General features: G+C 63.9%; 25 protein-coding genes. 5 read left to right on the forward strand and 20 right to left on the reverse strand.

Annotation, left to right across the window (positions count from 1 at the left end):
- Positions 1-155 precede the first annotated feature (155 nt).
- The 13 genes from ACVOLZ_RS13650 to gspE all read right to left on the reverse strand — a co-directional run bounded on the left by ACVOLZ_RS13650 (position 156) and on the right by gspE (position 10037).
- A complete protein-coding gene (locus tag ACVOLZ_RS13650; protein WP_481516635.1) occupies positions 156-491 on the reverse strand; it encodes a YegP family protein in 336 nt (111 codons plus the stop codon).
- Between the two features lie 129 nt (positions 492-620).
- Complete coding sequence (locus ACVOLZ_RS13655) at positions 621-917, reverse strand: GIY-YIG nuclease family protein (RefSeq protein ID WP_481516636.1); 297 nt, start codon at positions 915-917, stop codon at positions 621-623.
- Complete coding sequence (locus tag ACVOLZ_RS13660) at positions 895-1368, reverse strand: hypothetical protein (RefSeq protein WP_481516637.1); 474 nt, start codon at positions 1366-1368, stop codon at positions 895-897. Before ACVOLZ_RS13660 ends, ACVOLZ_RS13655 begins: the two co-directional genes overlap by 23 nt.
- Positions 1369-1487: 119 nt before the next feature.
- Positions 1488-2561 (reverse strand): 3-deoxy-7-phosphoheptulonate synthase, encoded by a 1074-nt coding sequence (locus ACVOLZ_RS13665; RefSeq protein WP_481516638.1) that lies wholly within the window; start codon positions 2559-2561, stop codon positions 1488-1490.
- Positions 2562-2823: 262 nt separating this feature from the next.
- Complete coding sequence (gspM, locus tag ACVOLZ_RS13670) at positions 2824-3297, reverse strand: type II secretion system protein GspM (protein ID WP_481516639.1); 474 nt, start codon at positions 3295-3297, stop codon at positions 2824-2826.
- Between the two features lie 35 nt (positions 3298-3332).
- Complete coding sequence (gspL, locus tag ACVOLZ_RS13675) at positions 3333-4487, reverse strand: type II secretion system protein GspL (RefSeq protein WP_481516640.1); 1155 nt, start codon at positions 4485-4487, stop codon at positions 3333-3335.
- A complete protein-coding gene (gene gspK / locus ACVOLZ_RS13680) occupies positions 4484-5428 on the reverse strand; it encodes a type II secretion system minor pseudopilin GspK (RefSeq protein ID WP_481516641.1) in 945 nt (314 codons plus the stop codon). Before gspK ends, gspL begins: the two co-directional genes overlap by 4 nt.
- Positions 5425-6039 (reverse strand): type II secretion system minor pseudopilin GspJ, encoded by a 615-nt coding sequence (gene gspJ / locus ACVOLZ_RS13685; protein ID WP_481516642.1) that lies wholly within the window; start codon positions 6037-6039, stop codon positions 5425-5427. Before gspJ ends, gspK begins: the two co-directional genes overlap by 4 nt.
- Positions 6036-6398: a type II secretion system minor pseudopilin GspI gene (gene gspI / locus ACVOLZ_RS13690; protein ID WP_481516643.1), complete on the reverse strand. Its 363-nt coding sequence runs from the start codon at positions 6396-6398 to the stop codon at positions 6036-6038. Before gspI ends, gspJ begins: the two co-directional genes overlap by 4 nt.
- Positions 6395-6901: a type II secretion system minor pseudopilin GspH gene (gene gspH / locus ACVOLZ_RS13695; RefSeq protein WP_481516644.1), complete on the reverse strand. Its 507-nt coding sequence runs from the start codon at positions 6899-6901 to the stop codon at positions 6395-6397. The genes gspI and gspH overlap by 4 nt, the downstream gene beginning before the upstream one ends.
- Before the next feature lie 2 nt (positions 6902-6903).
- A complete protein-coding gene (gene gspG, locus ACVOLZ_RS13700) occupies positions 6904-7332 on the reverse strand; it encodes a type II secretion system major pseudopilin GspG (RefSeq protein ID WP_481516645.1) in 429 nt (142 codons plus the stop codon).
- Between the two features lie 7 nt (positions 7333-7339).
- Positions 7340-8545, reverse strand: a complete 1206-nt coding sequence (gene gspF / locus ACVOLZ_RS13705) for a type II secretion system inner membrane protein GspF (RefSeq protein WP_481516646.1) — start codon at positions 8543-8545, stop codon at positions 7340-7342.
- Positions 8546-8573: 28 nt separating this feature from the next.
- Positions 8574-10037: a type II secretion system ATPase GspE gene (gspE, locus tag ACVOLZ_RS13710; protein WP_481516679.1), complete on the reverse strand. Its 1464-nt coding sequence runs from the start codon at positions 10035-10037 to the stop codon at positions 8574-8576.
- Between the two features lie 351 nt (positions 10038-10388).
- Between gspE and ACVOLZ_RS13715 the strand changes: the two genes are divergently transcribed.
- The 5 genes from ACVOLZ_RS13715 (at position 10389) to trxC (ending at position 16676) form a co-directional block, all read left to right on the forward strand.
- Positions 10389-10844 carry a type II secretion system protein N gene (locus ACVOLZ_RS13715; protein ID WP_481516647.1) on the forward strand — a complete coding sequence of 152 codons (456 nt, stop codon included), beginning with the start codon at positions 10389-10391 and terminating at the stop codon, positions 10842-10844.
- Positions 10841-12757 carry a type II secretion system secretin GspD gene (gene gspD / locus ACVOLZ_RS13720; RefSeq protein WP_481516648.1) on the forward strand — a complete coding sequence of 639 codons (1917 nt, stop codon included), beginning with the start codon at positions 10841-10843 and terminating at the stop codon, positions 12755-12757. Before ACVOLZ_RS13715 ends, gspD begins: the two co-directional genes overlap by 4 nt.
- A gap of 94 nt (positions 12758-12851) precedes the next feature.
- Positions 12852-15551: a M66 family metalloprotease gene (locus ACVOLZ_RS13725; RefSeq protein WP_481516649.1), complete on the forward strand. Its 2700-nt coding sequence runs from the start codon at positions 12852-12854 to the stop codon at positions 15549-15551.
- 41 nt (positions 15552-15592) lie between these two features.
- Positions 15593-16153 carry a type II secretion system protein N gene (locus ACVOLZ_RS13730; RefSeq protein WP_481516650.1) on the forward strand — a complete coding sequence of 187 codons (561 nt, stop codon included), beginning with the start codon at positions 15593-15595 and terminating at the stop codon, positions 16151-16153.
- A gap of 76 nt (positions 16154-16229) precedes the next feature.
- Positions 16230-16676, forward strand: a complete 447-nt coding sequence (gene trxC, locus ACVOLZ_RS13735; protein WP_481516651.1) for a thioredoxin TrxC — start codon at positions 16230-16232, stop codon at positions 16674-16676.
- A 357-nt stretch (positions 16677-17033) separates the two neighbouring features.
- Here trxC and groL read toward each other — a convergent pair whose 3' ends face one another.
- From groL to ACVOLZ_RS13770, 7 genes are all read right to left on the reverse strand, one after another.
- On the reverse strand, positions 17034-18680 hold the full coding sequence (groL, locus tag ACVOLZ_RS13740) for a chaperonin GroEL (protein ID WP_481509373.1): 1647 nt from the start codon (positions 18678-18680) through the stop codon (positions 17034-17036).
- A gap of 84 nt (positions 18681-18764) precedes the next feature.
- Positions 18765-19052 carry a co-chaperone GroES gene (locus ACVOLZ_RS13745; protein WP_282267469.1) on the reverse strand — a complete coding sequence of 96 codons (288 nt, stop codon included), beginning with the start codon at positions 19050-19052 and terminating at the stop codon, positions 18765-18767.
- A 444-nt stretch (positions 19053-19496) separates the two neighbouring features.
- Positions 19497-21812: a hypothetical protein gene (locus ACVOLZ_RS13750; RefSeq protein WP_481516652.1), complete on the reverse strand. Its 2316-nt coding sequence runs from the start codon at positions 21810-21812 to the stop codon at positions 19497-19499.
- A gap of 20 nt (positions 21813-21832) precedes the next feature.
- Positions 21833-22534 carry a PilW family protein gene (locus tag ACVOLZ_RS13755; protein WP_481516653.1) on the reverse strand — a complete coding sequence of 234 codons (702 nt, stop codon included), beginning with the start codon at positions 22532-22534 and terminating at the stop codon, positions 21833-21835.
- A 2-nt stretch (positions 22535-22536) separates the two neighbouring features.
- A complete protein-coding gene (locus tag ACVOLZ_RS13760) occupies positions 22537-22956 on the reverse strand; it encodes a type IV pilus modification PilV family protein (RefSeq protein ID WP_481516654.1) in 420 nt (139 codons plus the stop codon).
- Positions 22940-23440, reverse strand: coding sequence for a prepilin-type N-terminal cleavage/methylation domain-containing protein (locus ACVOLZ_RS13765; protein ID WP_481516655.1), 501 nt, complete (start codon positions 23438-23440; stop codon positions 22940-22942). The genes ACVOLZ_RS13760 and ACVOLZ_RS13765 overlap by 17 nt, the downstream gene beginning before the upstream one ends.
- Positions 23437-23844, reverse strand: coding sequence for a type IV pilin protein (locus ACVOLZ_RS13770; protein ID WP_481516656.1), 408 nt, complete (start codon positions 23842-23844; stop codon positions 23437-23439). Before ACVOLZ_RS13770 ends, ACVOLZ_RS13765 begins: the two co-directional genes overlap by 4 nt.
- Positions 23845-23903 lie beyond the last annotated feature (59 nt).

Raw genomic sequence — 23903 nt, forward strand, 5'->3', positions numbered from 1 at the left:
CTAAACCACACAAACTCCCCCCCCCCCCCCCCCCCCCCCCCCGCGCGCGGGCTTGCTTATCACCGGTCCGCGCCGAGTTTGGCCCCCCACTACAATTGAAAAAACCCGGGTTTTGCCCGGGTTTTTCCTTTTTCAGCACAACAGCTACAACACCGCTACGCGGTCTTGTCCTTGATCGTGGTGCTGGGGCCATTGCCCTTGACGCTGGTGATGCCGGCTTCGCGCGCGGCCTGCGATGCATACATCTGGCTGCTGCCGATCACCTGGTGGTTGGCCGCTTTCAGATTGAAATGGTAGCGACCGTCACTGGCAGTCTTGCGCTCGTAGTTCGCTTCATCCGGGCTGTTCTTCTGCACCGAGGCGATGCCGTTCTCTGCACCAGCGCGACCGGTGTAACGCTCGCTGGTCAGGATGACCTCGGCGTTGCCTGCCTTGAGCACGAAGTAGTACTGACCGTCGCTGCTCTTGTCCAACTCGTACCAACCTGCCATTGCAATACCCCACTTGAGGATGATGCCGGCACGCTGCCGCCCTGCTACCGCCGCCGCATGCGTGGCTGTTGCCCGGATGACCGGACGTTGGAAGCCGCTAGCTGCCGCGGCTACAGGTACGACTCTACCTCAATCCTCCGTCCGTTCCAGCCAGGCCAGCTTGCGCTCGCGCGGCAGCTGCTTGATTTGCCACTCGGCGCGTGACGCGGCCGAGCGGTCGGCATAGGCGCGGCTTGCCAGGACCCGCAGCGGCGGGTGCGCGCGGGTATAACGCGCGCCCTTGCCGGCAACATGGGCCAGGAAACGGGCCTCCACATCGGTACTGATACCCGCGTAGTAGCTGCCATCGCGGCATTCCAGCAGATACAGAAACCACAGCCCCTTCACCTGGCCCTGCCCCGATTTACAGGCTGGCTGCGTCGGCAATCTTGCACAGGCCTTCGCCAACCGCCTTGTTGGAGGTCATCTGACCGCCCTTGATGCTGAAACGCACTTCTACGCGGACGCTGCCATCAGGCTGGCGACGCACGGTGGTGCGCAGCGGCACGGTTGAACCGCCACCACCACGGACCGGGTTTTCCGCAGCGATATAGCCAGTGGTCTCGTTCGGATAAATACCAACCATGCCTTCGGCTTCGATCGCGGCCACGGTCTTGGCGAACGCGACGGGGTAGCTGATGCCTTCATGGTCGGTCGATGCCAGGAACTGCTTGCCGCTGGTGAAGCCACCGGCCACCGACAGGTTCTGCAGGCAGCCGCTGCCCGAATCCACGACTTCCTTCTTGGCCAGCGCCAGCGACGGGACCAGCATCAATGCCAGTGCCACAGTGCACATACGGGTACGCATCAGTTCCTTCTCCATGGAGCGTTGATTCATAGGCTTCCTGCCGGAGACGGTGCTCCCCTGTCTTCACAGCAGGCGGGAGGCCTACCGCCTCCCGCCGCGTAAATTACTTGGGCAGCCCGATGTGCGCCAGTGAAACTGTCACGGAATCCTCAGGCGGCCGCTTCCAGCTGGGCGCGGCGGCGGGCACGCACCGCATCGGCCAGACGCTCCAGCACCTGCACGGTGCTGTCCCAATCGATACAGCCGTCGGTGATGCTCTGGCCGTAGACCAGCGGCTGACCTTCGACCAGGTCCTGCCGGCCGGCAACCAGATGGCTTTCGATCATGACCCCGACAATGCGCTGCTCGCCGGCTTCCAGCTGGGTAGCAATGTCATCGATGACCTTGGGCTGGTTTTCCGGCTTTTTGCTGCTGTTGGCATGGCTGGCGTCGATCATCAGCCGCGCCGGCAGCTGCGACTTGGCCAGCACTTCGCTGGCGGCCTGCACGCTGGCAGCATCGTAGTTCGGGGTCTTGCCGCCGCGCAGGATCACGTGGCAATCCGGGTTGCCGCGGGTGGCGACGATGGCGGTGCCGCCTTCCTTGGTCACCGACAGGAAGTGATGCGGGTGCGAGGCCGCACCGACCGCGTCGGTGGCGATCTTCACATCACCGGTGGTGCCGTTCTTGAAGCCGACCGGGCACGACAGGCCCGACGCCAGCTCGCGGTGCACCTGGCTTTCGGTGGTGCGCGCACCAATCGCGCCCCAGGCCACCAGGTCGGCGATGTACTGCGGCGAGATCACGTCCAGGAACTCCACGCCGGCCGGCAGGCCGAGGCGGTTGATGTCACGCAACAGGCCGCGCGCCACGCGCAGGCCCTTGTTGATGTTGAAGCTGCCGTCCAGGTCAGGGTCGTTGATCAGGCCCTTCCAGCCGACCGTGGTGCGCGGCTTCTCGAAGTACACGCGCATCACGATTTCCAACTCGCCACTGAGCGCATCACGCAACGGACGCAGGCGCTGGGCGTATTCGATTGCCGCCACCGGGTCATGGATCGAGCAGGGGCCGACCACGACAGCCAGGCGGTCGTCCTGACCGTGCAGGATGCGGTGCAGCGAGGCGCGTGCGTCAGCCACGGTCTGCGAGGCTTCTTCATCACAGGGCAGCAACGCCAACAGCTGCGCCGGCGAAGTCAGGGGTTCAAGTTTGCGGATGCGCAGATCGTCGGTATGGGGGGGCATGGGGGTCTCCAGTTCAAAGCCAGTGAATGGTTTGGCCCCAGCGTGGCGGCATGAAAAAAGCCGCCAGGTTCGCTGGCGGCTTTTCGGGAATGCATCTGAAAGTTTCTTCAGGGTAAGCGCAGTCCTTCCTCCGCCAGCGGCTTGGGAAAGTAATACCAAAAATAAAAGCTGGCGCGGGCTGCGTTCATGGGGAGCATTGATAACACGGTTTTTTGTGCGATGCGACAGTTTCAGCGGCAACAGACCATTACTGTCGTCACGTTCAGCTTCGCGAAACGAGCAACAACACCTCGCCACTCCAGCTTGCATCGGGCTGCTGGGCGAGCGTCAGCTCATCCACGGAAACGCCCATGCTCTGCAACGTCTGCAACCACAGCATCACATCAGCTGGCGTGCCACTCAACGCAAACTTTATGCGCTGATCTGCCTGCTGTACCCCGCTGATTGCCAGCCCATGTTTGTCCGCCATCGCTGTCAACAGCGCGGGCAGCTGCTCCGGGTTTGGCGCAGCAGTGCGCGGCGCCGCTGCGATCAAACGTGGTGCATTGGCACGAAGGTGCCTCTGCAGTTGTTGCTCCGTAGCCACATTGCTGCGGGCCTGCTGCAGTGCTTCGCGGGTCGGCGACCATGCAGCAAACCAGAATGCCAGCGCGGCCGCGAACGACAGTAGCAGCTGCAATGCGGCGCGCTCGCGCGGTGCCAACAGGCGCCAGCGCGCGGTGATCCGATCACGCATGACCTGCATTCCTGACGTGTTTGAAACAGTCGTACTCATTGCGCTTCTCCAATGCTCAATTGCAGGCCGCCTTCATCCGGGCGCGTCGCCTTCACCCGCAGCGGCATGGACTGAAGCCCTTGCTGCAGCACCTGCAACGCCGGGCCTTCGCCCTGCAGTTGCAGCAGCAACTCGCCCTGCCCGGCCTGATAGTGCATCCGTCGCAGCTGCACCTGCGCAGTGGCCGGTATGGCCTCGGCAACCGCCGCCAGCAAACTCTGCAGCTGGGTGGCGGAATTGCCTTGGCGCAGATGCTGGTCGAACTGCGCCTTCAGATCGACGATACGCCGCTCCTGCGGAAACAAACCCTTGTAGATGGCTTCGTTGGTTTGCCGATAACCAGCTGCCTGCTGGTTCAGCAACCACGCCTGTGCGCCATCGAATGCAAGCTGCGCCAGCAGTACAGCCGCCAGCGCCCATGCCACTGGCTTCCAGTAATGCAGCCGCATGTTTGAAGCGGTAGCAAATTCTCCCTGTGCCAGATTCAATGCATGCGAACACTGTCCAGCCATCCACGCCCGCAGCGCGCCGTCGAACACCTGCAGTTCGACCTTCGCCGCTGGCGGCAGCAGCGGCATGTCGTCGGGCGCGTGGAATACCTTGCAGGTTCCCGGCAGCCGCTGCAGCACTGCAGGTAGCTGCGCTGGCGTAAGCGCGAGCCGCAGACCATTGGTGTCGGCCAACAGGCTGCGGGAGCTGTCCCAGCACAGGCTTGCAGGCTCGTTCGGCAGCAGGTCCGCATCCACATGGATTGCGCTTACCCGCACACCGTTTTCGCGCAGGTAGCGCAACCAGGCCTCCAGCAGAGTGCGCTTGATGGCCACCACCCGATGCTGACCATCATCCAGATGCTCTCCGAGGACCAGATGCATGCCCTCCACCTCTTCGGCCAGCAGCGGCTCCAGCGCATAGGGCAAGGCTTTCAGCTGCCAATGTCTGCTGCCTGCGGGCAGGCTGACTGCACAACTGGCGACGTGCTCAACCGGCACGATCAAGGCGATCGTGCGGCCCTTGAGTGTTGCCAACGCCTCACGCAAGGGCAGCTGCGCGTCCTGCTGACCATCGCTCCAGCTGACCTGCAGATCGTCCTGCAGGCTCGCGCTGCACCATGCAGGCAGGAACAGGCATGGCAATGGCAGTTGTGGTTTCATCGATCTTTCTCGGGGAATACGGGGGGAGCCAACTGCCGGGCAACCACCTGCACGCTGCCCGCGTCGCGGTGCAAGGTACTCAGAAGTCGCAGGCGGCGGTCGCCGATGGCGACTTCAGTGCTGGCGAGGAACCAGTTGCTACGCACCGCCAATCCGCTGCGCGCCACCAGCCGCCGCTGCAGCAGCGGCTGTGCCAGCAAGGCATCGACGCTGGCAAAACCATTGCCAGCGCGAGCGGCGGCCAAGCGTTGGCCATCGGCAAGGCCGAGCCCATCGGCGAGACTGGCCAACAGCAGCGGATCGGCGGTATTGAGATTGAGCGCTGCCGTTGCCGGTAGCGCACTGACATGTGGCAGCAGGCGCTGGTAGACCGCGTCATCGACGCCTGCCAGCAAGCGCAGCTCGCTGACATCCTGCAGGGCGCGGCGCGCCGGCCGATACGCCGGCTGGCGGCGCTGGTACTCGCGCTCGCTGGACAGACGGATCGCATCCGGCGCCAACGACGGCGCCAACCAGGCCACCAGCTGCCAAGACAGCTGCGGATCCAGGCGCAGCAAGCCCAGCAGACGCTGCAGGCGTGCCAATGCACCGCTATCCAGTGCGCCGTTCTGCACAACGCTGTTGAGATTGAAGCGGCCGGACAGATCCTCGATCGACACACTCAGCTGACCACCGTCCACTGGATACACCGGCAAGCCCTGCGCCCAGGGCTCGCCGCGATGATCGATGCCAGCACTGTCGCGCAGATCCGCCATCAGCATGGCGGTGGCCAGCTGCTCGCCACCGCGCGCGTACTGCCAGGCCTGACGCGCATGCAGTTGATTGGCACTGGCGCGTATCGACAGCTGCTGACGGGTGACCAAGGCCGCACACACGGTGGCCGCCAGCGCCACCACCAGCAGCACCGTGATCAGCGCGACGCCTTGCTGCGTACGCTTCATGGCGACTGACTCCCGGTGACACCTGCGGGCAGCAGCAGCACCCGCCGCAACGCGCCGAAACGAGCGTGTTCAATGCGCACCTCCAGCGCGCGCGGCAGTGGCTGCGTATCCGTCCCCTGCCATTGCGTGCGCCATAGGCCCTGCCGATCCAGATAACGCCATTGCACGGCAGTGATGTTCTGCAGAACCTGCTGGCGCTGCGCGGTGCTGTCGTCGCCACGGTCGAGCACCGGCCAGTATTCGCGCAGTAGATTCGAGTCCCCATAGCGCCAGTGCACCCGCTGCAACTGCGCGCGCGGCGTGCCCTGCGGATTGCTCCAGCCAGCACGCGTCCAGTGCAGGCCCTGTCCGTCGGGATCGCTCCAGAATGCAGGTTCATTGCTACCATCGCTGGCCAGTACCGGCCGCGCCACGGCCTGCTCGACATCACGCTCCAGACTAGTCATTGCCCGCAGCAATTGCCGCAGTTGCTGCTCCTGCTCGCGGGTCTGCGTGTCCACCCGTATCGCGGACACCAGCAGACGATGACTGGCAATGCCGATCAGGGCGAAGATCGCCACCGCAACCAGCACTTCCAGCAGGGTAAAACCGGCGTCTGCGCGTTGCTTCACTGCCCCACCCCGACGAAACCAGTCAGGCTGACGCCACCATCCTCGTTGTCCGCATCTGTCACCCGCAGCTGCACCAGACGCAGCTGTGGTTCAGCGGTGGCCTCTATCTCGCACCGCACCCGCCAGCGCCGATCGCCCTGTTCGACGATGACATCACTGCTGCCCGGCTGCGCCGCATCCTGAAGCTGCAGCTCGGCGAGGGTGGTATCGGCCAGCCAACCGGCCAACGCACGGTTCTCCAACAGGCGCGCGTTGTGCACATGGCGCTGCAGGGTGACGTGCACCATCGCGGCGACCACGGCCAGCACCGCCAGCGCCACCATCACCTCCAGCAGGGTAAATCCACGTGCCGTCCTCATGGCTGCGACACCTGCTGCACCTGCGGATCGTTGAAGCCGTCAGCGCTGATCCGGTAGGCAAGGCCGTGCTTGTCGGTGGCGGTCATTGTTGCGATGAAGGGCGTTGTCTGCGCCGAGGAAGACAGCATGATCTGCGGCGTCGTTGCATCAGCGCCGGCATTCGCCAGGGCAACCGGCGCACCTTCCACACTCAACGTCAGCTGCATGCCCTGCGGCAGCTGCCGCGGCGACCAGTCCAGCTGCCCACGCCAGCGCCCGTCGCGGGCGTCGTAGGCGCGTACCTCGTAGCCCTGCACGCTGATGCGCAGGCCGTACTCGCGGTTGTCCTGCACGGCCTCGTCGGTGAGCAGGCGCAGCACCGCAGCAAAGCGCTCGGCTTCCTCGCGCAGCACATAGGCATCGCCGCGCGCTGCCCCGGACAAGCCCACCGCACCGGCCAGCACGCCAATGATCACCATCACCACCAGTACTTCCACCAGGGTGTAGCCGCGCGCATGCCGCACGCTCAGATGTCCCTGCTGTCCAGGTCGGTGTCCAGAGCATCGCCGCCTTCGCGACCATCGGCACCGTAGCTCCACAGGTCATAGGCGCCCTTGCTGCCAGGTGCCAGGTACAGATAGGGCTTGCCCCAGGGATCAACCGGCAGACGCCCAAGGTAGCCCTCGGGATTCCAGTTGTCGGCACCACTGGGCGGACGCTGTACCAGCGCTTCCAGGCCCTGCTGGGTATCCGGATAGCGGCGATTGTCCAGCCGATACATCTCCAGCGCAGAGGCAATGGCCTTGAGGTCGCCGCGGGCGACGGTGACCTTGGCCTGCTCAGGCCGCCCCATCACCTTGGGCACCACCAGCGCGGCAAGGATGCCGATGATCACCACGACCACCATGATTTCTATCAAGGTGAAGCCGGCCTGCTGTCTTGCCGATACGTTCATTGCTGTTTCAACCCACCAGTTGGTTCAAGGACATGATCGGTAGCAGGATGGCCAGCACGATCAACAACACCACCGCGCCCATCAGCACCAGCATGAAGGGCTCGAACAAGCCGATCAGCAGGGCGATACGTGCGGCCAGATCGGTTTCCTGGTTGCGTGCGGCGCGCGCCAGCATCGCGTCCAGGGCACCGGATTTCTCACCTGCGGCAACCATGTGCAGCAGCATCGGCGGCAGCGGCGTGTGCTGTTCCAGCGCGCGGGTCAGGCTGCCGCCCTCGCGCACAACGACTTCGGCCTGCAGCAGACCGGCCTTGATGCACTGATTGCCAACCACCTGTGCGGCGATACGCAGCGCATCCACCAACGGCACGCCGCTGCGCACCAGGATTGCCAGCGTGGAGGCAAAGCGCGCACTGTCCAGGTCGCGCAGCAGCAGGCCGAACAACGGCAGCTGCAGCAACGCCGTATCACAGCGCAGGCGCTTGGCCGGCTGCTGCAACCCACGCCAGACCAGCACACCGGCAACGGCCAGCACGGGCAGCAACCACGGCCCCCACTGGCTGAGCGCGTTGCTGCTGGCCACCAGCGCGCGGGTCAGCAAAGGCAGCGCCTGCCCGGAATCGACGAAAACATCGATCACGTCCGGCACCACGTAGCCCAGCAGAAAGCTGACGATCAACCCAGCCACCACCAGCAGGATCAGCGGATACAACAAGGCCAGCTGGATCCGCTGCCGTGACTGCTGGCGCTGCTCGGTGTAGTCAGCCAGCTGCTCCAGCACCACGCCTAGATGACCACGTTCGCCTGCCGCGACCATGCTCCGATAGATACCAGGGAAGGCCCGCGGATACGCCGTCAGCGCCGCAGCCAGGCCGTGCCCTTCCAGAATCCTGCCGCGCACCGCCAACAAGGTCGCGCGTATGCGCGGCTTGCTGGTCTGTGCGGCTACCGCGCGCAGGGCTTCTTCAACCGGCAGGGCGGCCTGCACCAAGGTGGCCAGCTGCCGGGTCAGCAAGGCCAGATCGGCGCTGCCGATACGTCCGCCACCGCTACCGCTGGCCGCACCTTCGCGTGCCGCAACCGGATCCACCTGCACCGGCGCCAGATTGCCCTCGCGCAGCTGCTGGCGTGCCTGGCGTGCACTGTCGGCCTCGACCACGCCCTTGTGGCGACGGCCATCGGCGGACAAGGCCAGATACTCGAACGCCGCCATCAATTACTGCTCCCTACGACCTGGGCACTCACAGGTCGCGCCCAACCCGCAACACTTCTTCCAGCGTGGTCACGCCATCGAGCACCTTGGCGCGGCCGTCGTCCAACATCGAGGGGCCCTGCCTACGCGCCTGTTCCAGCAGCTCAGCCTCGCCGGCACCTGCATGCACCAGCGCGCGCAGCTCGGGGCCGAACTCGACCAGCTCGTAGATGCCGGTGCGGCCCCGGTAACCCTGGCCTTTGCAGTGATCGCAACCAACCGCGCGGAACAGCAACGGCCTTTGCCAGGCTTCCATGCCCAGCTGCGCGCACTCGGCGCTGGAGGCCGGCGTTGCCGCCCGACACTGCGGGCACAGCCTGCGCACCAGCCGTTGTGCCAGCACACCTAGCAGTGAGGAGGACAGCAGGAAGGATTCGATCCCCATGTCGAGCAGACGAGTGACCGCACCGACCGCGCTGTTGGTATGCAGGGTAGACAGCAGCAGGTGTCCGGTAAGCGAGGCCTGTACGGCGATGCGCGCGGTTTCGCTGTCACGGATCTCGCCGACCATCAGCACGTCGGGGTCCTGGCGCAGGATCGCGCGCAGGCCGCGTGCGAAGGTCATGTCGATGCGGCCATTGACCTGGGTCTGGCCGACGCCATCGAGGTGGTACTCGATCGGATCCTCGACGGTAAGGATGTTGCGCTGGCGGTTGTTGATGGTACGCAAGCCGGCATACAGGGTGGTGCTCTTGCCGGCGCCGGTGGGGCCGGTGACCAGCACGATGCCGTGCGGCCTGCATAGCATGGCCTGCATCACCCCGACATCGCGCACCCGCATACCCAGGTGCTGCAGCGACAACTGCCCGGATTGCTTGTCCAGCAGACGCAACACCACGCGCTCGCCATTGGCTGCAGGCAGGGTGGACACACGGATATCCACTTCGCGGCCACCCACCCGCACCGAGATACGACCGTCCTGTGGCAGCCGCTTCTCGGCGATATCCAGCCGCGCCATCACCTTGATGCGCGACACCAGCAACGCTGCCAGTTCGCGCCGTGGCTCGACCACGTCACGCAGGATGCCATCCACGCGGAAACGCACCACCAGCCGGCGCTCGAACGATTCGATATGGATATCGGAGGCTTGCTCGGCCAACGCCTCACCGAGCAAGGCGTTGATCAGGCGGATGATCGGCGCATCGTCCTGCTGGTCCAGCAGATCCTCCACCTGCGGCATGCCTTCCACCAGGCTGGCCAGATCCAGGCTGTCGCCGAGCTCGTCGGCCATGCTCATGGCGGTGCCGGAGTCCTGCTGGTAGGCCTGCTGCAGTGCCAACTCGAAGGCCTCGTCGGCCACGATCTGCTGTGACAGTGCGCAACCGGCAATGCGCTGTACTTCAGCCAGCGCACTCAAGCCGGCATCGCTGCGGCAGACGATCTGGCGGGCAGCATCATCCAGCAACACGCCATGGCGGCGCGCGAACGCAAACGGCAGGCGCAATGTCGGCATGCCACCAGCATGTGCCGGCGACGCCGTGAGCTCCTTTTCAAACATCAATGCTGCAAGGTGATATCGCTGCGCGGAGCGATGTCACACTTTCCCCTGTAAAAACGTGCCCGGAAAATGCCATGTTCCGGACAAAAAGGCGTGACTTCGACATCGCTTTCCGGATGACGATCACACTTCCGTACGTATCCGCATCGCACTCTCTTACATACGCAGCTAGAGTACCGGCTTCGCAAAATCTGACACTGCGAAAACAGGGGAAAACCAGAGATCTTTAGCGCGACGTTGCCTGAAAAGTGCAGCGAGCTTCCCCTTGTGCGCGCGGATTTTGCCAAGGGAGATTCCGTAACACCGATGTTCCAGTCTGATACCTCCAAGCTGCTGCCGAAGATCGTCGCGATCCTCATCACACTTTCTGCCGTCGCTGCGCTGTCCTGGCAGGCGCGTCAGCTCTATCTGCAGATGAGCCGCCCGCCAGTCAGCGCCAGCACGGCGCCAGTGAGCGTCCCGCAACTGTCGCCGCAACTGCTGCAACGGCTGTTCGGCAATCCTGCGGCAACGGCCGTAGCCAATCTGCAAGGCGTGCAGCTGCAGGGCTGCATCGTCGCCGCCGACCCACGGCAATCACAGGCACTGATCAATATCGAGGGCCAGGGCGCCGTGAACCTGTTGGTTGGTGACGAGTTCCTGCCCGGCGTCGTGCTGTGGCAGATCGCGCACGACCATGTCCTGTTCACCCGCAACGGCGTAACTGGCAGGCTCGACTTTCCCCGCCCCGCAACAACACAAGCAGCAGGCGGTGCCGAATGATCAATGCAACCGCACTCAGCTTGCTGCACAGGCTGGCACTGCTGTGCCTGCTGGCGCTTGCGCCTGCAGCACTCAGCGCCGCGCCAGCCATCGATGCGCCCCAGCAATGGAGCATCAACATGAAGGACACGGATATCCGTGACTTCATTGGCGCGGTGGCCAATATCACCGGCGACACCTTGATCGTCGACCCACGGGTGGTCGGCGATGTCAGCGTGACCACCCAGGAGCCGATGACGCTGCCCGAGGTCCGCCGGCTGTTCCTGTCGGTGATGACCGTGCACGGTTTTGCGGTGATCGAAGAAGATACCCAGACCCGAGTGGTGCCAAACGACGAAGCGCACGTATTCGCCGATGGCCGCGGCCGTGGTCCGGATGCAATCGAAACCCGGGTACTGAACGTACAGAACGGCAGCGTCAGCGATCTGCTGCCGATGCTGCGTCCGCTGGTACCGGCCAATGCCCACCTGGCGGCAGTGCCCACCGCCAATGCGCTGATCATCAGTGATAGACGCGGCAATATCGCCCGCATCGAGGCCTTGCTGCGGCAGCTGGACGCGCCCAGGCTGCATGCGCACAGCGCCTACGACGTTCGCTACGCAAGCGTGGAAAGCCTGCAGAAGCTGCTGCAGGCCAGCGTCGCCGGTAGCGCCGGCACCAGCAGCAGCAAGGTGCTGGCCGATACCCGCACCAACCGCCTGCTGATCTTCGGCCCCGAGCAGGCCCGCGAACGACTGCTGGCACTGGCCCGTTCGCTGGACGTGGACGCACCTCGTTCCACCACCACCCAGGTGATCCGCCTGCAGCATGGCGATGCCAAACAGATGGCGCAGACGCTTGGCGCGATCGGTGATTCCATCAAGCAGGAAGGCGATGACAAACAGACCCAGATCGGCACCTTGATCCGTGCCGATGAAAGCCTCAATGCGGTGGTCATCCACGCCAAACCCGAGATGCTGCAGGTGCTGAGCGACATCGTCCAGCAGCTGGACATCCCGCGTTCGCAGGTGCTGGTGGAAGCGGCCATCGTCGAGATTTCCGGCGATATCGAGGATGCCCTGGGCGTCCAGTGGGCGCTGGATGGCGGCTCACGCAGCAATGGCGTGGGTGGCGTCAACTTCAACAACACCGGCATGTCGATCGGCACCCTGCTCAGCTCGCTGGCGGCTGGCACCCCGCCAACGTCGCTGCCGTCCGGCGCCATTCTCGGCATCGGCAACAGCACCTTCGGTGCGCTGGTGACGGCGCTGTCGACCAATTCCAAGAACAACCTGCTGTCCACGCCCACCCTGCTGACCCTGGACCACGAGCCAGCGGAGATCCTGGTCGGCCAGAACGTGCCGTTCCAGACCGGCTCGTATACCACTACCGGTGATGGCACCAGCAATCCGTTCACCACCATCCAGCGCCAGGACATCGGCGTGACCCTGAAGGTAACGCCGCATATCAACCAGGGCGGCACGCTGCGGCTGGAGATCGAACAGGAAATCTCCTCGCTGGCGCCTACACCCAGCGGCATCACCCTGTCCGACGTGATCACCAACAAGCGCTCGATCAAGAGCACCATCCTGGCCAATGACGGCCAGGTGATCGTGCTTGGCGGCCTGATCCAGGACGACGTCACCCATACCCGCTCCAGCGTGCCGCTGCTCGGCAGCATCCCTGGCCTGGGCCGCTTGTTCAGCTCCACCAGCGACACCCGGGTCAAGCGCAACCTGATGGTTTTCCTGCGCCCCAGCGTGATCCTCGGGCAGAGCGCGGCCAACGACATGAGCGCGCGCAAGTACCTGGACCTGCGCGGCGCACCGAGCACTGGCGGCAAGTACGCCAACCCGTTGCCTGCGTCGGCCGAACAGCTGTTCAACGCCGACCCGGCATCCGACCGCGTCAGTCCGCCGGCCACCGGCAACTGAAGCGGCCAGCAACCGCAATGACACCCGGGCGTTGGGACCCGGGCGCCTGCAGCCGCACCAATCTGTAGTACTTCAAAACCAAGGGGAGTAATTCTTGAAGAACGCACTCAATCCGCGCGTCCTTGTTCTGGCGCTGTCCACCGCCTTGTTTACTGCCTGTGGCGGCGGTGGTGGCGGCGGTGGTGGCAGCAATGGCGGTGGCAACACCGGCGGCGGCAACCCCACCCCGGCAGATCCGTACCCGGAACCGACCAGCGCGGCCTATGACGAAGTCGAGCTCAAGGGCTTCTACGACATCGACGCCAGCGGTGCCACCCGGGCAGTGCGCAATGATCTGAGCGGCAACCTGCCGGCAATGATCCAGTTCGCACAGAGCCACACCGTCGACCCCAGCGGCAACGAAGCCAAAAACATGCCGCGCCTGACTACCGAGCGCGCGGCATTGCTGCTGGTCACACCGGACCCCTCGTTGCAGGGTGTCGAATCGGTCAAGGTCACAGTCTCCATCGACGGTGCCGTCAAGGGCACCTTGGACCTGCTGCACCCGAACGCGATGTACCGCTCGGACTACAACAGCAACGACGGCCGCCCCGACTACAACTACTCCCGCCGCGCCTGGTCGGTGCCGCTGCCGTGGGACTGGGTCAAGCCAGGCATGAGCCTGAGCATCACTGACAGCAAGTCACGCAGCGGCAGTCTGGCCGCCGACAAGATCGAGTTCGGCGCACCTGCAGAGTTGGTGGTGCACAACATCCGCCTGGGCATGCTGACCGCACCGCCGGCAGAGAGCGATGCGTTCTGGCTGCTGAAGCATCCCGAGCAGGGCGCAGCGGATTATTTCCAGACCATCCCGGCCGCACGTTTCACCGTCGCCTATTACGAGCCGATGCAGCTGGACAAGGTGATGGTCGCCAACGGCACCATCTACGACACCGCCAGCACTGGCGAAGGCGGCGTGTATTCCGGCGACATGCGCGAGAACACCGGCAAGTCCACGGTCAGTGTCGGCATCAATCTGGCCAACTTCGGCGCCACCGCCTCAGGCATGGCCGGGCAGTCGCAGCCGCAGTGGTTCCAGAACGTGGTAGCCCACCATGCCGTGGGCAGGTACAGCAATGGCGTGCAGAGCCATGGCCTGAGCGGCGGCAACGGCATGCTCACGCTGTACTCCACCAGCGGCAACGAGTTCAGTCACGAGATCGGCCACCACTACGGGCTGGGTCATTACCCGGGCCAATCCGGCGACAACTACTTCCTGTCCGGCCACCACCATGACAGCGGCTGGGGCTACATCTCCTACCGCAAGCGCATGCGCGGCAACCTGCATTGGAGCAATGCCAAGACCGGCGGCCTGAGCGGCATGCCGATCTACGAAGATACGTATGCGTTCGCCACCGATGCGATGGCTGGCGGGAATTATTCGAGCGCGCTGTCGCGCTACACGCACTACACCGGCTACAGCACCAGGATTGCGATCCAGCCGCGCTTGAACAAGCCAGTGCCGACGCAAAGTTCGGCCACCGGTTACCTGGGCTGGAATGCAGACACCCGCAGGATGGAGCCGGTGACCGGCAAGGTTCCGACCAACAAGGAGCTGTTCTTCAACTCGGCCGACGGCAACTACCTGAAGCCACGCTTGGTCGGCGCGCCGGTCTTCACCGTGCTCGGCGGTTATGACCCCAGTACCGGCAACGCCCTGCTCTACCCCGCGTTCCGCGGCAACTGGGGCAATGTGTTCGACCTGCCGGCACCGGTCGCCAATGCCAGCAGCCGCCAATGCTGGCTGGAGGTGACGTTCAACGGTGGCAGCAGCAAGCGCATCGCCTTGGCTGGCAACGTGCTGCAGAACGGCTCGGTCAACAAACTGCACATCAACCTGGCCCAGGCCGACAAGCCGCAGCAGGCCAGCCTGCAGTGCCAGGACGCCGGCGCAGCGGTCAGCACCCTGGCAACGATGAGCTTCCCGCAGAACCTGCCGCCGATGAAGGCACCGGTAGTGGTGGGCAAGGAAGCCGGTTACAGCGCGTTGCGCGCGGTCGAACTGCCCGAGCTGGACACCATGCTGGCAGCCGCCGCTGGCAAGCCACTGATCAACCTCGGTGCGCGCGGCAACCTGTTGTACGCAAGCTGGGGCGACGATGCCAGCGGCCTGTCCAGTGAAGCCCGGCAGGTGCGTGATGCCTACATCGCCCAGGAGACCAAGGCCACACGCCTTAATCGCTGGATGACCCGTTACCGCGCCGACCTGCAGGCCAGCAACAACACCGCTGCAGTGGACGCACTCAAGAAGCTGCTGGATACCTTGGGTCTGCGCAAGACACCGTTGTTGCCGGCCGCCCAGCAGATGCTGGTCACCAACAGCAAGCACTGTCTGAAGACCGAAACGGTCGATGGCAAGCTGTCGGTCTACATCGCCGATGCCAGCACCTGCAGCGGTGCCGACAGCGAGCTGTGGATGGCCGATCTGCGCGGCGCGATCCACAGCGCGGCCAACCCGGCCATGTGCCTGTCCGGCAACGGCGGCAACAATGCTGCGGTGACGTTGAACAAGTGTGATCGCACGTTGGATGCGCAGATGTTCGACCTCAGCGCATTGCCGAAGATTGGCCGCAATGGCAGCTGCCTGGACCTGTCTGGCGGCTTCCTGACCGCAGGCCGTGGCAAGTTGATCACCTACGCCTGCAGCGGTGGTGCAAACCAGCGTTGGACCGGACTGAGCGCCAATGACAACGCTTTGCTGGCGCTGCTCAGCCCCAACAACCTCGTTGTGCTGCGTGGTTTGAACATCCAGTAATCAGCAACCGCCCGGGGCTTGCGCGCCCCGGGCTTTCGCGCATGCAAATGAACCCAGCAATTCCATCTTTGCGACTGATCACCAGGCTGGTCATTGGCGCGTGCTACAGCATCACCGGCGTGGCGATGGCGCAATCCGATGCGCATGAGCAGCGACCGCCGTTGTACGCAGCCAGCGCCACCCAGGCACCACGACTGCTGGCAACCTTTGTGCATCCGCAGGCTGAACGCTCGTTGGCAGTAATCCAGCAAGCAGGCGCGGCATCACAGACGCTGCACGTGGGCGAGCAAATAGGCAACGGCCTGCGCCTGCACGCCATTGCCCGCGACCACATCGTGATCGCCCGTGGCTCGCAGCTCTTCACCCTGCGTCTGCTAGGCCAAGGCGGGGCACGCAAGCAGCCAGCGCGCGCGCCGAGCGGCCCGGCAGCGACAGGCACCGGCACAGTCAACGCTGCAACCTCCGCCAAAGGCGGTGCGATTCTGCGCGCGGACAATCTGGATGCAGTGCGTGCCGCCTGCAACGACACCGCCACGATGACTGCACTGCCCGACGCACAGAAAGCCGAGCTGGCTGCACTGGGAGTGTGCAACGCGCCCTGATCGACGCGTGCTACCACTGAAGGTTCAGCAACACAGCGCATACTATTGGCCGGTCCCGCGTGCGATGGTCATCCCGATGAGCGACACCCATTCTGATCTGTTGCAGATTGCCTGCCCACACTGCAATGCGATCAACCGCGTCCCCGCTGCGCGCCTGTCACAGGCGCCATCCTGCGGCCGCTGCCACCAGCCACTATTTGCCGCTACGCCAATTGCATTGAATGCAGCGGGTTTCGAAGCGCACGCCGGCCGCTCACAGATTCCGCTGCTGGTGGATTTCTGGGCCAGCTGGTGTGGCCCGTGCCGGCAGATGGCACCGGAGTTCGCCAAGGCTGCCGTGCAGCTGGAGCCGCGCGTGCGCCTGGGCAAACTGGATACGGAAGCGGAGCCGGCCATCGCCACCCGCTATGGCATCCGCAGCATTCCGACGATGGTGCTGATCCAGGGCGGCCGCGAGATCGCACGCCAATCCGGCGCGATGCCGGCCAGCAGCATCGTGCAGTGGGCAAGCGCACACCTGTAATGCCGAGCCATGCTCGGCAGAGGCTTGCCCCGCAATCCCGAACGCCTCACCTGTAGTGCCGAGCCATGCTCGGCAAGAAGCTTTCCCAGCGAAAAGCAGCCCTCACCCCAACCCCTCTCCCGCGCGCGGGAGAGGGGCTAAAGCTGCAATGCCGAGCATGGCTCGGCACTACGGATTGGGCTGACTTGTGGGAGCGGCGTAGGCCGCGAAGCTGGCAATGCTTGAAAGGCCTCAAGAGCCAACCCCTCCCCAACCCTCCCCTACGCCTTCGGCGCAAGGGAGGGAGCGAAACAAAACAAAACCCCGCCTTGCGGCGGGGTTTTGTGTACTACAAGCAGCGGTGAGGCGCCGGTGGACTTAGAAGTCCATACCGCCCATGCCACCCATGCCGCCCATACCGCCGCCGCCCATGGCCGGCTCGTCCTTCTTCGGAGCTTCGGCAACCATGGCTTCGGTGGTGATCATCAGGCCAGCGATCGAGGCTGCGTTCTGCAGCGCCGAACGGGTCACCTTGGTCGGATCCAGGATGCCGAATTCCAGCATATCGCCGAATTCGCCGGAAGCGGCGTTGTAGCCGAAGCTGCCGGTGCCTTCCTTGACCTTGTTGACGATGACCGACGGCTCTTCACCGGCGTTGGCAACGATTTCGCGCAGCGGGGCTTCCATCGCGCGCAGGGCGATCTGGATGCCGTGGTTCTGGTCTTCGTTGTTGCCCTTCAGGCCGGCCAGAGCGGTGACAGCGCGCACCAGCGCAACGCCGCCGCCCGGGACCACGCCTTCTTCGACGGCTGCGCGGGTAGCGTGCAGGGCGTCGTCAACGCGGTCCTTCTTTTCCTTCATTTCGATTTCGGTCGAGGCACCGACCTTGATCACGGCAACGCCGCCAGCCAGCTTGGCAACGCGTTCCTGCAGCTTCTCGCGATCGTAGTCCGAAGAGGTTTCTTCGATCTGGGTCTTGATCTGCTTGACGCGCGACTCGATGCCGGCAACGTCGCCAGCGCCGTCGATGACGGTGGTGTTTTCCTTGGAAACCTGCACCTTCTTGGCGCGGCCCAGGTCCTTGATGGTGGCCTTTTCCAGCGACAGGCCAACTTCTTCGGAGATCACGGTGCCGCCCGTCAGCACGGCCATGTCTTCCAGCATCGCCTTGCGACGGTCGCCGAAGCCCGGTGCCTTGACGGCCACGACCTTGACGATGCCACGGATGGTGTTGACCACCAGGGTCGCCAGCGCTTCGCCTTCGATATCTTCAGCGATGATCAGCAGCGGCTTGCCTGCCTTGGCGACGCCTTCCAGCACCGGCAGCAGATCACGCACGTTGGAGATCTTCTTGTCGTGCAGCAGGATGTACGGATCTTCCAGGTCAGCGGTCTGCGACTGCTGGTTGTTGATGAAGTACGGGGACAGGTAGCCGCGGTCGAACTGCATGCCTTCGACGACGTCCAGCTCGTTTTCCAGGCCCGAGCCTTCTTCAACGGTGATCACGCCTTCCTTGCCAACCTTCTTCATCGCTTCGGCAATGATGTTGCCGATCGACTCGTCCGAGTTGGCCGAAATGGTGCCGACCTGGGCGATTGCCTTGTCGTCAGCGGTGGGCTTGGAGATGTTCTTCAGCTCGGCGACGGCGGCGATCACGGCCTTGTCGATACCGCGCTTGAGGTCCATCGGGTTCATGCCGGCGGCAACAGCCTTGGCGCCTTCGCGGATCAGGGCCTGGGCCAGCACGGTGGCGGTGGTGGTGCCGTCGCCAGCGTCGTCATTGGTGCGCGAAGCAACTTCCTTCACCATCTGCGCGCCCATGTTCTCGAACTTGTCAGCCAGTTCGATTTCCTTGGCAACGGACACGCCGTCCTTGGTGATGGTCGGGGCGCCGAAGCTCTTCTCGAGCACGACGTTGCGGCCCTTCGGGCCCAGGGTTGCCTTGACGGCATTGGCGAGAACGTTGACGCCGCGCACCATGCGCGAACGGGCGTCTTCACCGAAACGAATATCCTTGGCAGCCATTGCGATTACCTCTGAGTAGAGCCGAGCCGAGCTCGGCTGCTTTTATCGGGAAAGGGGGTATACAGAAACAGGTGGCGCGGCAGCTCAGCCGATGACGGCAAGCACGTCGTCTTCGCGCAGCACCTTGTACTCGACGCCTTCGGCCTTGTAGGACGAACCGGCGTACTGGCCGTAAATGACCTTGTCGCCAACCTTCAGCGAGGGGGTGCGCACCGAACCGTTGTCCAGCGGCTTGCCCGGGCCCACGGCCACGACTTCACCCTTGGTGGACTTTTCCTTGGCCGAATCCGGGATCAGGATGCCGCCGGCGGAGATTTCGTCGGCTTCGATCGGCTTGACCACAACGCGGTCGTGAAGCGGCTTGATGCTCATGAAGGACCTCTTAAGTAATTGATTGGCCTGAAATTCCGGCGACACCGGCTGGGAAACAGGGGGACGCCGGCATCACGCGTAAAAAGGCCCGTCGTGCGGGCTTGTTTGGGAGATGGGGCTGGCTGGGGGCCTTTCAAGGGCAGGCCGGCAAATTGATCATCTGCGCTGTCAGTGCCCGGTGTCTGCCGCTACGGCCGCCGCCAGGCAATCACCTCCCCCACCCCGCTGCAGCTGCCCCCAAAGACGCCACGGCATGCGGCCCGTCTGCCGCCCCCGGCCGTTGCCAGCTTCGGCATCATCAACGCCTGCCGCGCACGGCATTGCGTGACCGTCAAGATTGGACACGGTTCACGCAGCCGCAAAAAAAAGGCGCGCCCCGGGGGATGAGCGGGGCACGCCAGCAAGAGAGAGCAGCCGCCTACGCGGCGATTCTTATTGTCTGCTTCAGAGATAGCGCGACCACTGCACGGCGGCGGTTCCCGGTGTTGTCGGCAAGGACTGACTGCCCTTGCTGCACACCGGTAGCTGCCCAAGGTTCTTCCAATCCTGCGGGGTTTCCACCTTCAAGCCGGTGGAGCCGATATCAATCTGCGAAAACTCGTTGTTGCCAACGCTCAGGCTGCCTTCGATGTTCACCTTGGCACCGCCCACTACGATCTTCTTGCCCAGCACCACCGAGCCGCGGATGCTGGTCCAGCTCTGCGCATTGAGGCCACCGCTGGCAATAACCGCCGCGTTGCCGATGGCCGCACCGGTATAGACCACGCCTTGGGCATCCTCCCAAGTCACGAACGCGCTGCGGCTGGCACACAGGTTGGTGGGGTAGTACGCGCCGCCACAGACCTTGGCCACGCCGGCGAAGTTTGGAGCTTCCAGCAACTTGCTGCCGCCGCCGTCGCTCAAACCCAGGTTGCCGCGCACGATCAAGGTGCCGACGATGGGGTTGGCTGACCGCACCTCCAGCGGGCCGTCGAACCAGAAGATTCCCGGCGGCGTCTTCTGCGGCTGCAGGTTCCAGCGGCCGTTGCTGTACATGGCCCGGCAGCCCTTGTCCGCACCCGCCCAGCTACCACAGGCAAACAGATCTTCCAGCACCTTGAGCTGCGCCGCATCGGGATTGGTCAGCGGATAGACGGTTCCGGTGGCAGCACCGATCACCACGCCATCGGCGCGGGTGACATTGCGGATGGTCAACTGCGGCTGGCCACCATTGGCATCGAAGATGTAATTGGATTGGTCACGATAGACATCGGCATCGATGTAGTTGGTGCGCACATCGCAGTAGGGCAGGCCCGGCAGACCCGGTGAAATGCCACCTTGGCTGCCCTGGACGGCAAAGCCTGCCGGTTTCATGGCCTCGGTCATCAGCTTCTTGCCGCCGCCGTAGTAACGGTAACCAGCAGTACGCCCAATGACTGCCGGAAAACCTGCACCGGCATCATTGCCGCTCTGCGCCCAGATCTCACCGCCACCGGCGAATTCACCGATACGTACGCCTTGGTATTGGATTGCCAGACTACCGGCGGCACGCACGCGCTCGTAGCGACGGTTGTCACTGCCCAGGCCCAGGTTCCACCCCCAGGCATCGGCGATATCGGTGGTGGCACCGCTGCCCTGGGTGAACCCACCGCCGTGAATAGCCTTGGCCTTGAAGCTGAGTACAGCCGAACGGAAAGCGGTTTCCTCCGGACCTGACAGCTGCTCCATCACCGCACCGGCGCCGTGCAGTTCACCGGTGGCACTGTCGACGGCCTTGGCCATGTCCAAGGCCGGCAGATTGAGCAGGAAGTTCACCTCATCCGGCGTGCCCTTGCCCTGTGCCAAGGTCACCTTGACCCGCGCCAGTGCCGTGGGCAGCACCGTGCCCTGGGTCCACGGCACACCACCGGAGACAGTGGAAGGGATCAGGCTGCCACCCACTCGGGCTTCACCCACTGCCACGCCGTTGGCGTACACCACAGTGTCGTAGGCACCGGCCCAGGCCCGGGCGAGTGGACCGCCGCTGCCACCATTGAAGGTAATCTCGCGCGCCCAAAGCCGCGCACCGGCGGGGAAATTCATGCCGCCGATGATCAGCTGGCTTTCCGAATGCAGGTGGCCGTTATCAGCGATATCACCACCGGTGACCGTGATAGCCCCCTTGGCGCAGCCGGAGACCTTGCCGCGCCCACCGGCACCGATGGTCAGCTTGCCGGAGACGACGATGTTCTCGTAGTCGTACTTGTCGTCGACCACCTGGGTGCCTTCGCCGTCCAGCTTGACGTCGCCGTTGAACACCACCGGCGCATTGGGCATGGAATGGCATACCGGCGGCACGCCCGGCATGCCATTGCCCGGCACCACGTCATAAACGACCTCCACCGTGGCCGTGGTCAGGCCCGAGCCAACACCCGCCCGACCAGTGACCTGGGCGATCACCCGATACTGGTTGCTGCCGGTCGCTTCCACCGCTGTCACCAGCGCCTTGCTGACCCCCAACGCCTCCAGGCCGGTGACTGGCTTTTCAGCATTACCAACCCAGCCCGGCCATACCGGTTTTTCCACCGCCAGCAGGTACAGGCGCAGTGCTTCCACCCCGCGCCAGGCCGCTGCCTGCGCGGCCGTGGCCGAATGGGTTGTGAGCTGCTGCGACTGAGTACCGCGCAGCGAGTAAATGGTTGCAGCCACAGTGACCGATACCGCCAGGCCAACCATCAACACGATCAGCAACGTGGCTACGCCGCGCTGCCGCTTGAATGCGGAAAAGCGATTCCTGTCCATGCGTACACGCTCCTTATGCATCAGCTGGTCACTGCAAGATTGGGCAGGCAGGCCACGAACAGGTGGCTGCTGGCATCACTGCGCTCCAACGCCAATTGCTGCCCGACAGCTGCAGTTGGCGAGGCACTGAAATCCTGCTGCATGTAAGGCAGGCATTGACGCTCGCCCTTGAGCGAAAACACATAGCCTGGCGCCAAGCTCATCGCGCCGACTTCCTGCTCACCCGAGTCGAAAGCGCTACCGTCCTTCTGCATGGGAGTGAAAAACGCCGCACTACCAGCGAGCAGGCGCCGCTCATTGCTTTTCCATGTTGCAGCTTGGGCATCGTCACAAGCTTTGGGAGAAAAGCGATACAGGCCTTCACCGTCGACCAGGCGCAAGCCCGAGCAGACATAGCCGCTGGCGCTGAGTTCGGCCTTGTAGCGCCATACCAGCTCCTTGCCCGCTTCGCGCACGTACAGCTTGCTGTTCAAACTATCAGCCGCCGGCACGCCGAAGCCCGCGCTCTGCAGCTCCATCTGCGCCGATAACAGCGCAGCTGATACCTGGCCATCGCGCAACGCAGAACGCGAGGCGTTACTGGAAACTTCAACCATGGTTTTGTACAGCGTCATCATTGCGGCAATGGTGATCAGCGAGATCAGCAGACCCACCATCATGCTTATCAGGCTCTGTCCGCATTGCTGCTGGCGGCCTATCCTGGAGGCGGTGTGCGCGTGCATGCTCATTGCCTCGTGGAAACCAGGAGATCGGGGTCGTTTTCGCTGCCGCCCTTGCTGCCGATATCACCAGCAGCCACTTTCAGGTCTACCCGTTGCGGCGCTTCCACGGTGCGTTCCACGCCGGCCATGGCCAAGGTGGCCGATGCTGGCTCGCAACTGACTGCTGCGTTTGTCTTGGAACCGCTTGGCAGGCTGATTTCCAGCGTATTGCTGCCACACAGGCCTACGCCTTGGCCGTGCAGGCTGTCGCGCAAGCGCTCAACCATCAGGTTTTCCACCTTGGCATCGCGCTGGCTGTTCATCACATTGGCCACTACATGAGCCAGACCGGCACCGATGATGCTGGTGATCAACACCCCGACCAGAGCCTCAAGCATGATGTCGCCGCGCTGGCGGCGTGGCGGATCAAAGCAGATCGACATAGAGCGGATCCTGGCTGTTCATGCCAATGGCAATACGCGAATGGGTGATACCACTGCTGCAGCTGGCCGCGTCTGGCAGGCGTTGGCCACGGTTGTCGAAGGCCACACAGGACAGCAGATCGGCCGAGGCTTGCAGCTCCTCGGCATCGGCGTAGTCGTTGCCAGCGGTCAGCCGGTAGTCGCCCCCCCGCGGCAACTCGCCTTGCCACAGCACCTGGTTGCCAGCGCCGCGCAGTACCTGCAGGTTCCGCTCACTACGCAGCAGTCGCGCCGAAGTTGCCGCGCCAGTGACATGTTCCGGGTTGCGCAGCGCCAACGAACGGGTCTGCGCAACCGCCTCCCACAACAGGTTGCGCGCCTGCATCTGCCGGTTGCTGTCGATCCACTGCCGTGCAAACGGCATGCCCGCCAGCGCCAACACCGCCATCACTGCCAGGGTCACCATCAATTCGACCAGTGAAAAACCCGTAGCGCGCCGGCTCATGGCCAGTCACTCACGCCGGCGCAGCTGCCTGAAACCGTGCGCCCATTGCCGGAATCGAGCTTCAAGGTGCAACCACTGGCCTTGCCCAGCGCGCTGCCGGCAACCGCCTTCAGCTCGTAACCACCGCTGCTGGCGGTGTAGCTATAGGTGAACTGGCCAGCCTTGGTTGCCGCATTCCAGCCCTTCTTGGCTGCTGCATCGGTGGCTGGGTAGCCGAGGGTACGCTGACGGTGGTTTTCGACCGTGCTGGACAACGCCATCAAATCGCTCTGCGCTGTACGGATCTTGGCCCGCAGCACGTAGTCCGAATACAGCGGTATGGCGATGGCAGCCAGGATGGCGATGGTGGCCACGACAATCATCAGTTCGATCAGCGTGAAGCCTCGATTGTTGCGTTGTTGCATACGCCCCCCTGTAGAGCCTTGCGAACAGGTGCATCCGTTGTGGAATGGCACTTCGTAAG

This window comes from Stenotrophomonas sp. STEN020, from assembly GCF_056760195.1.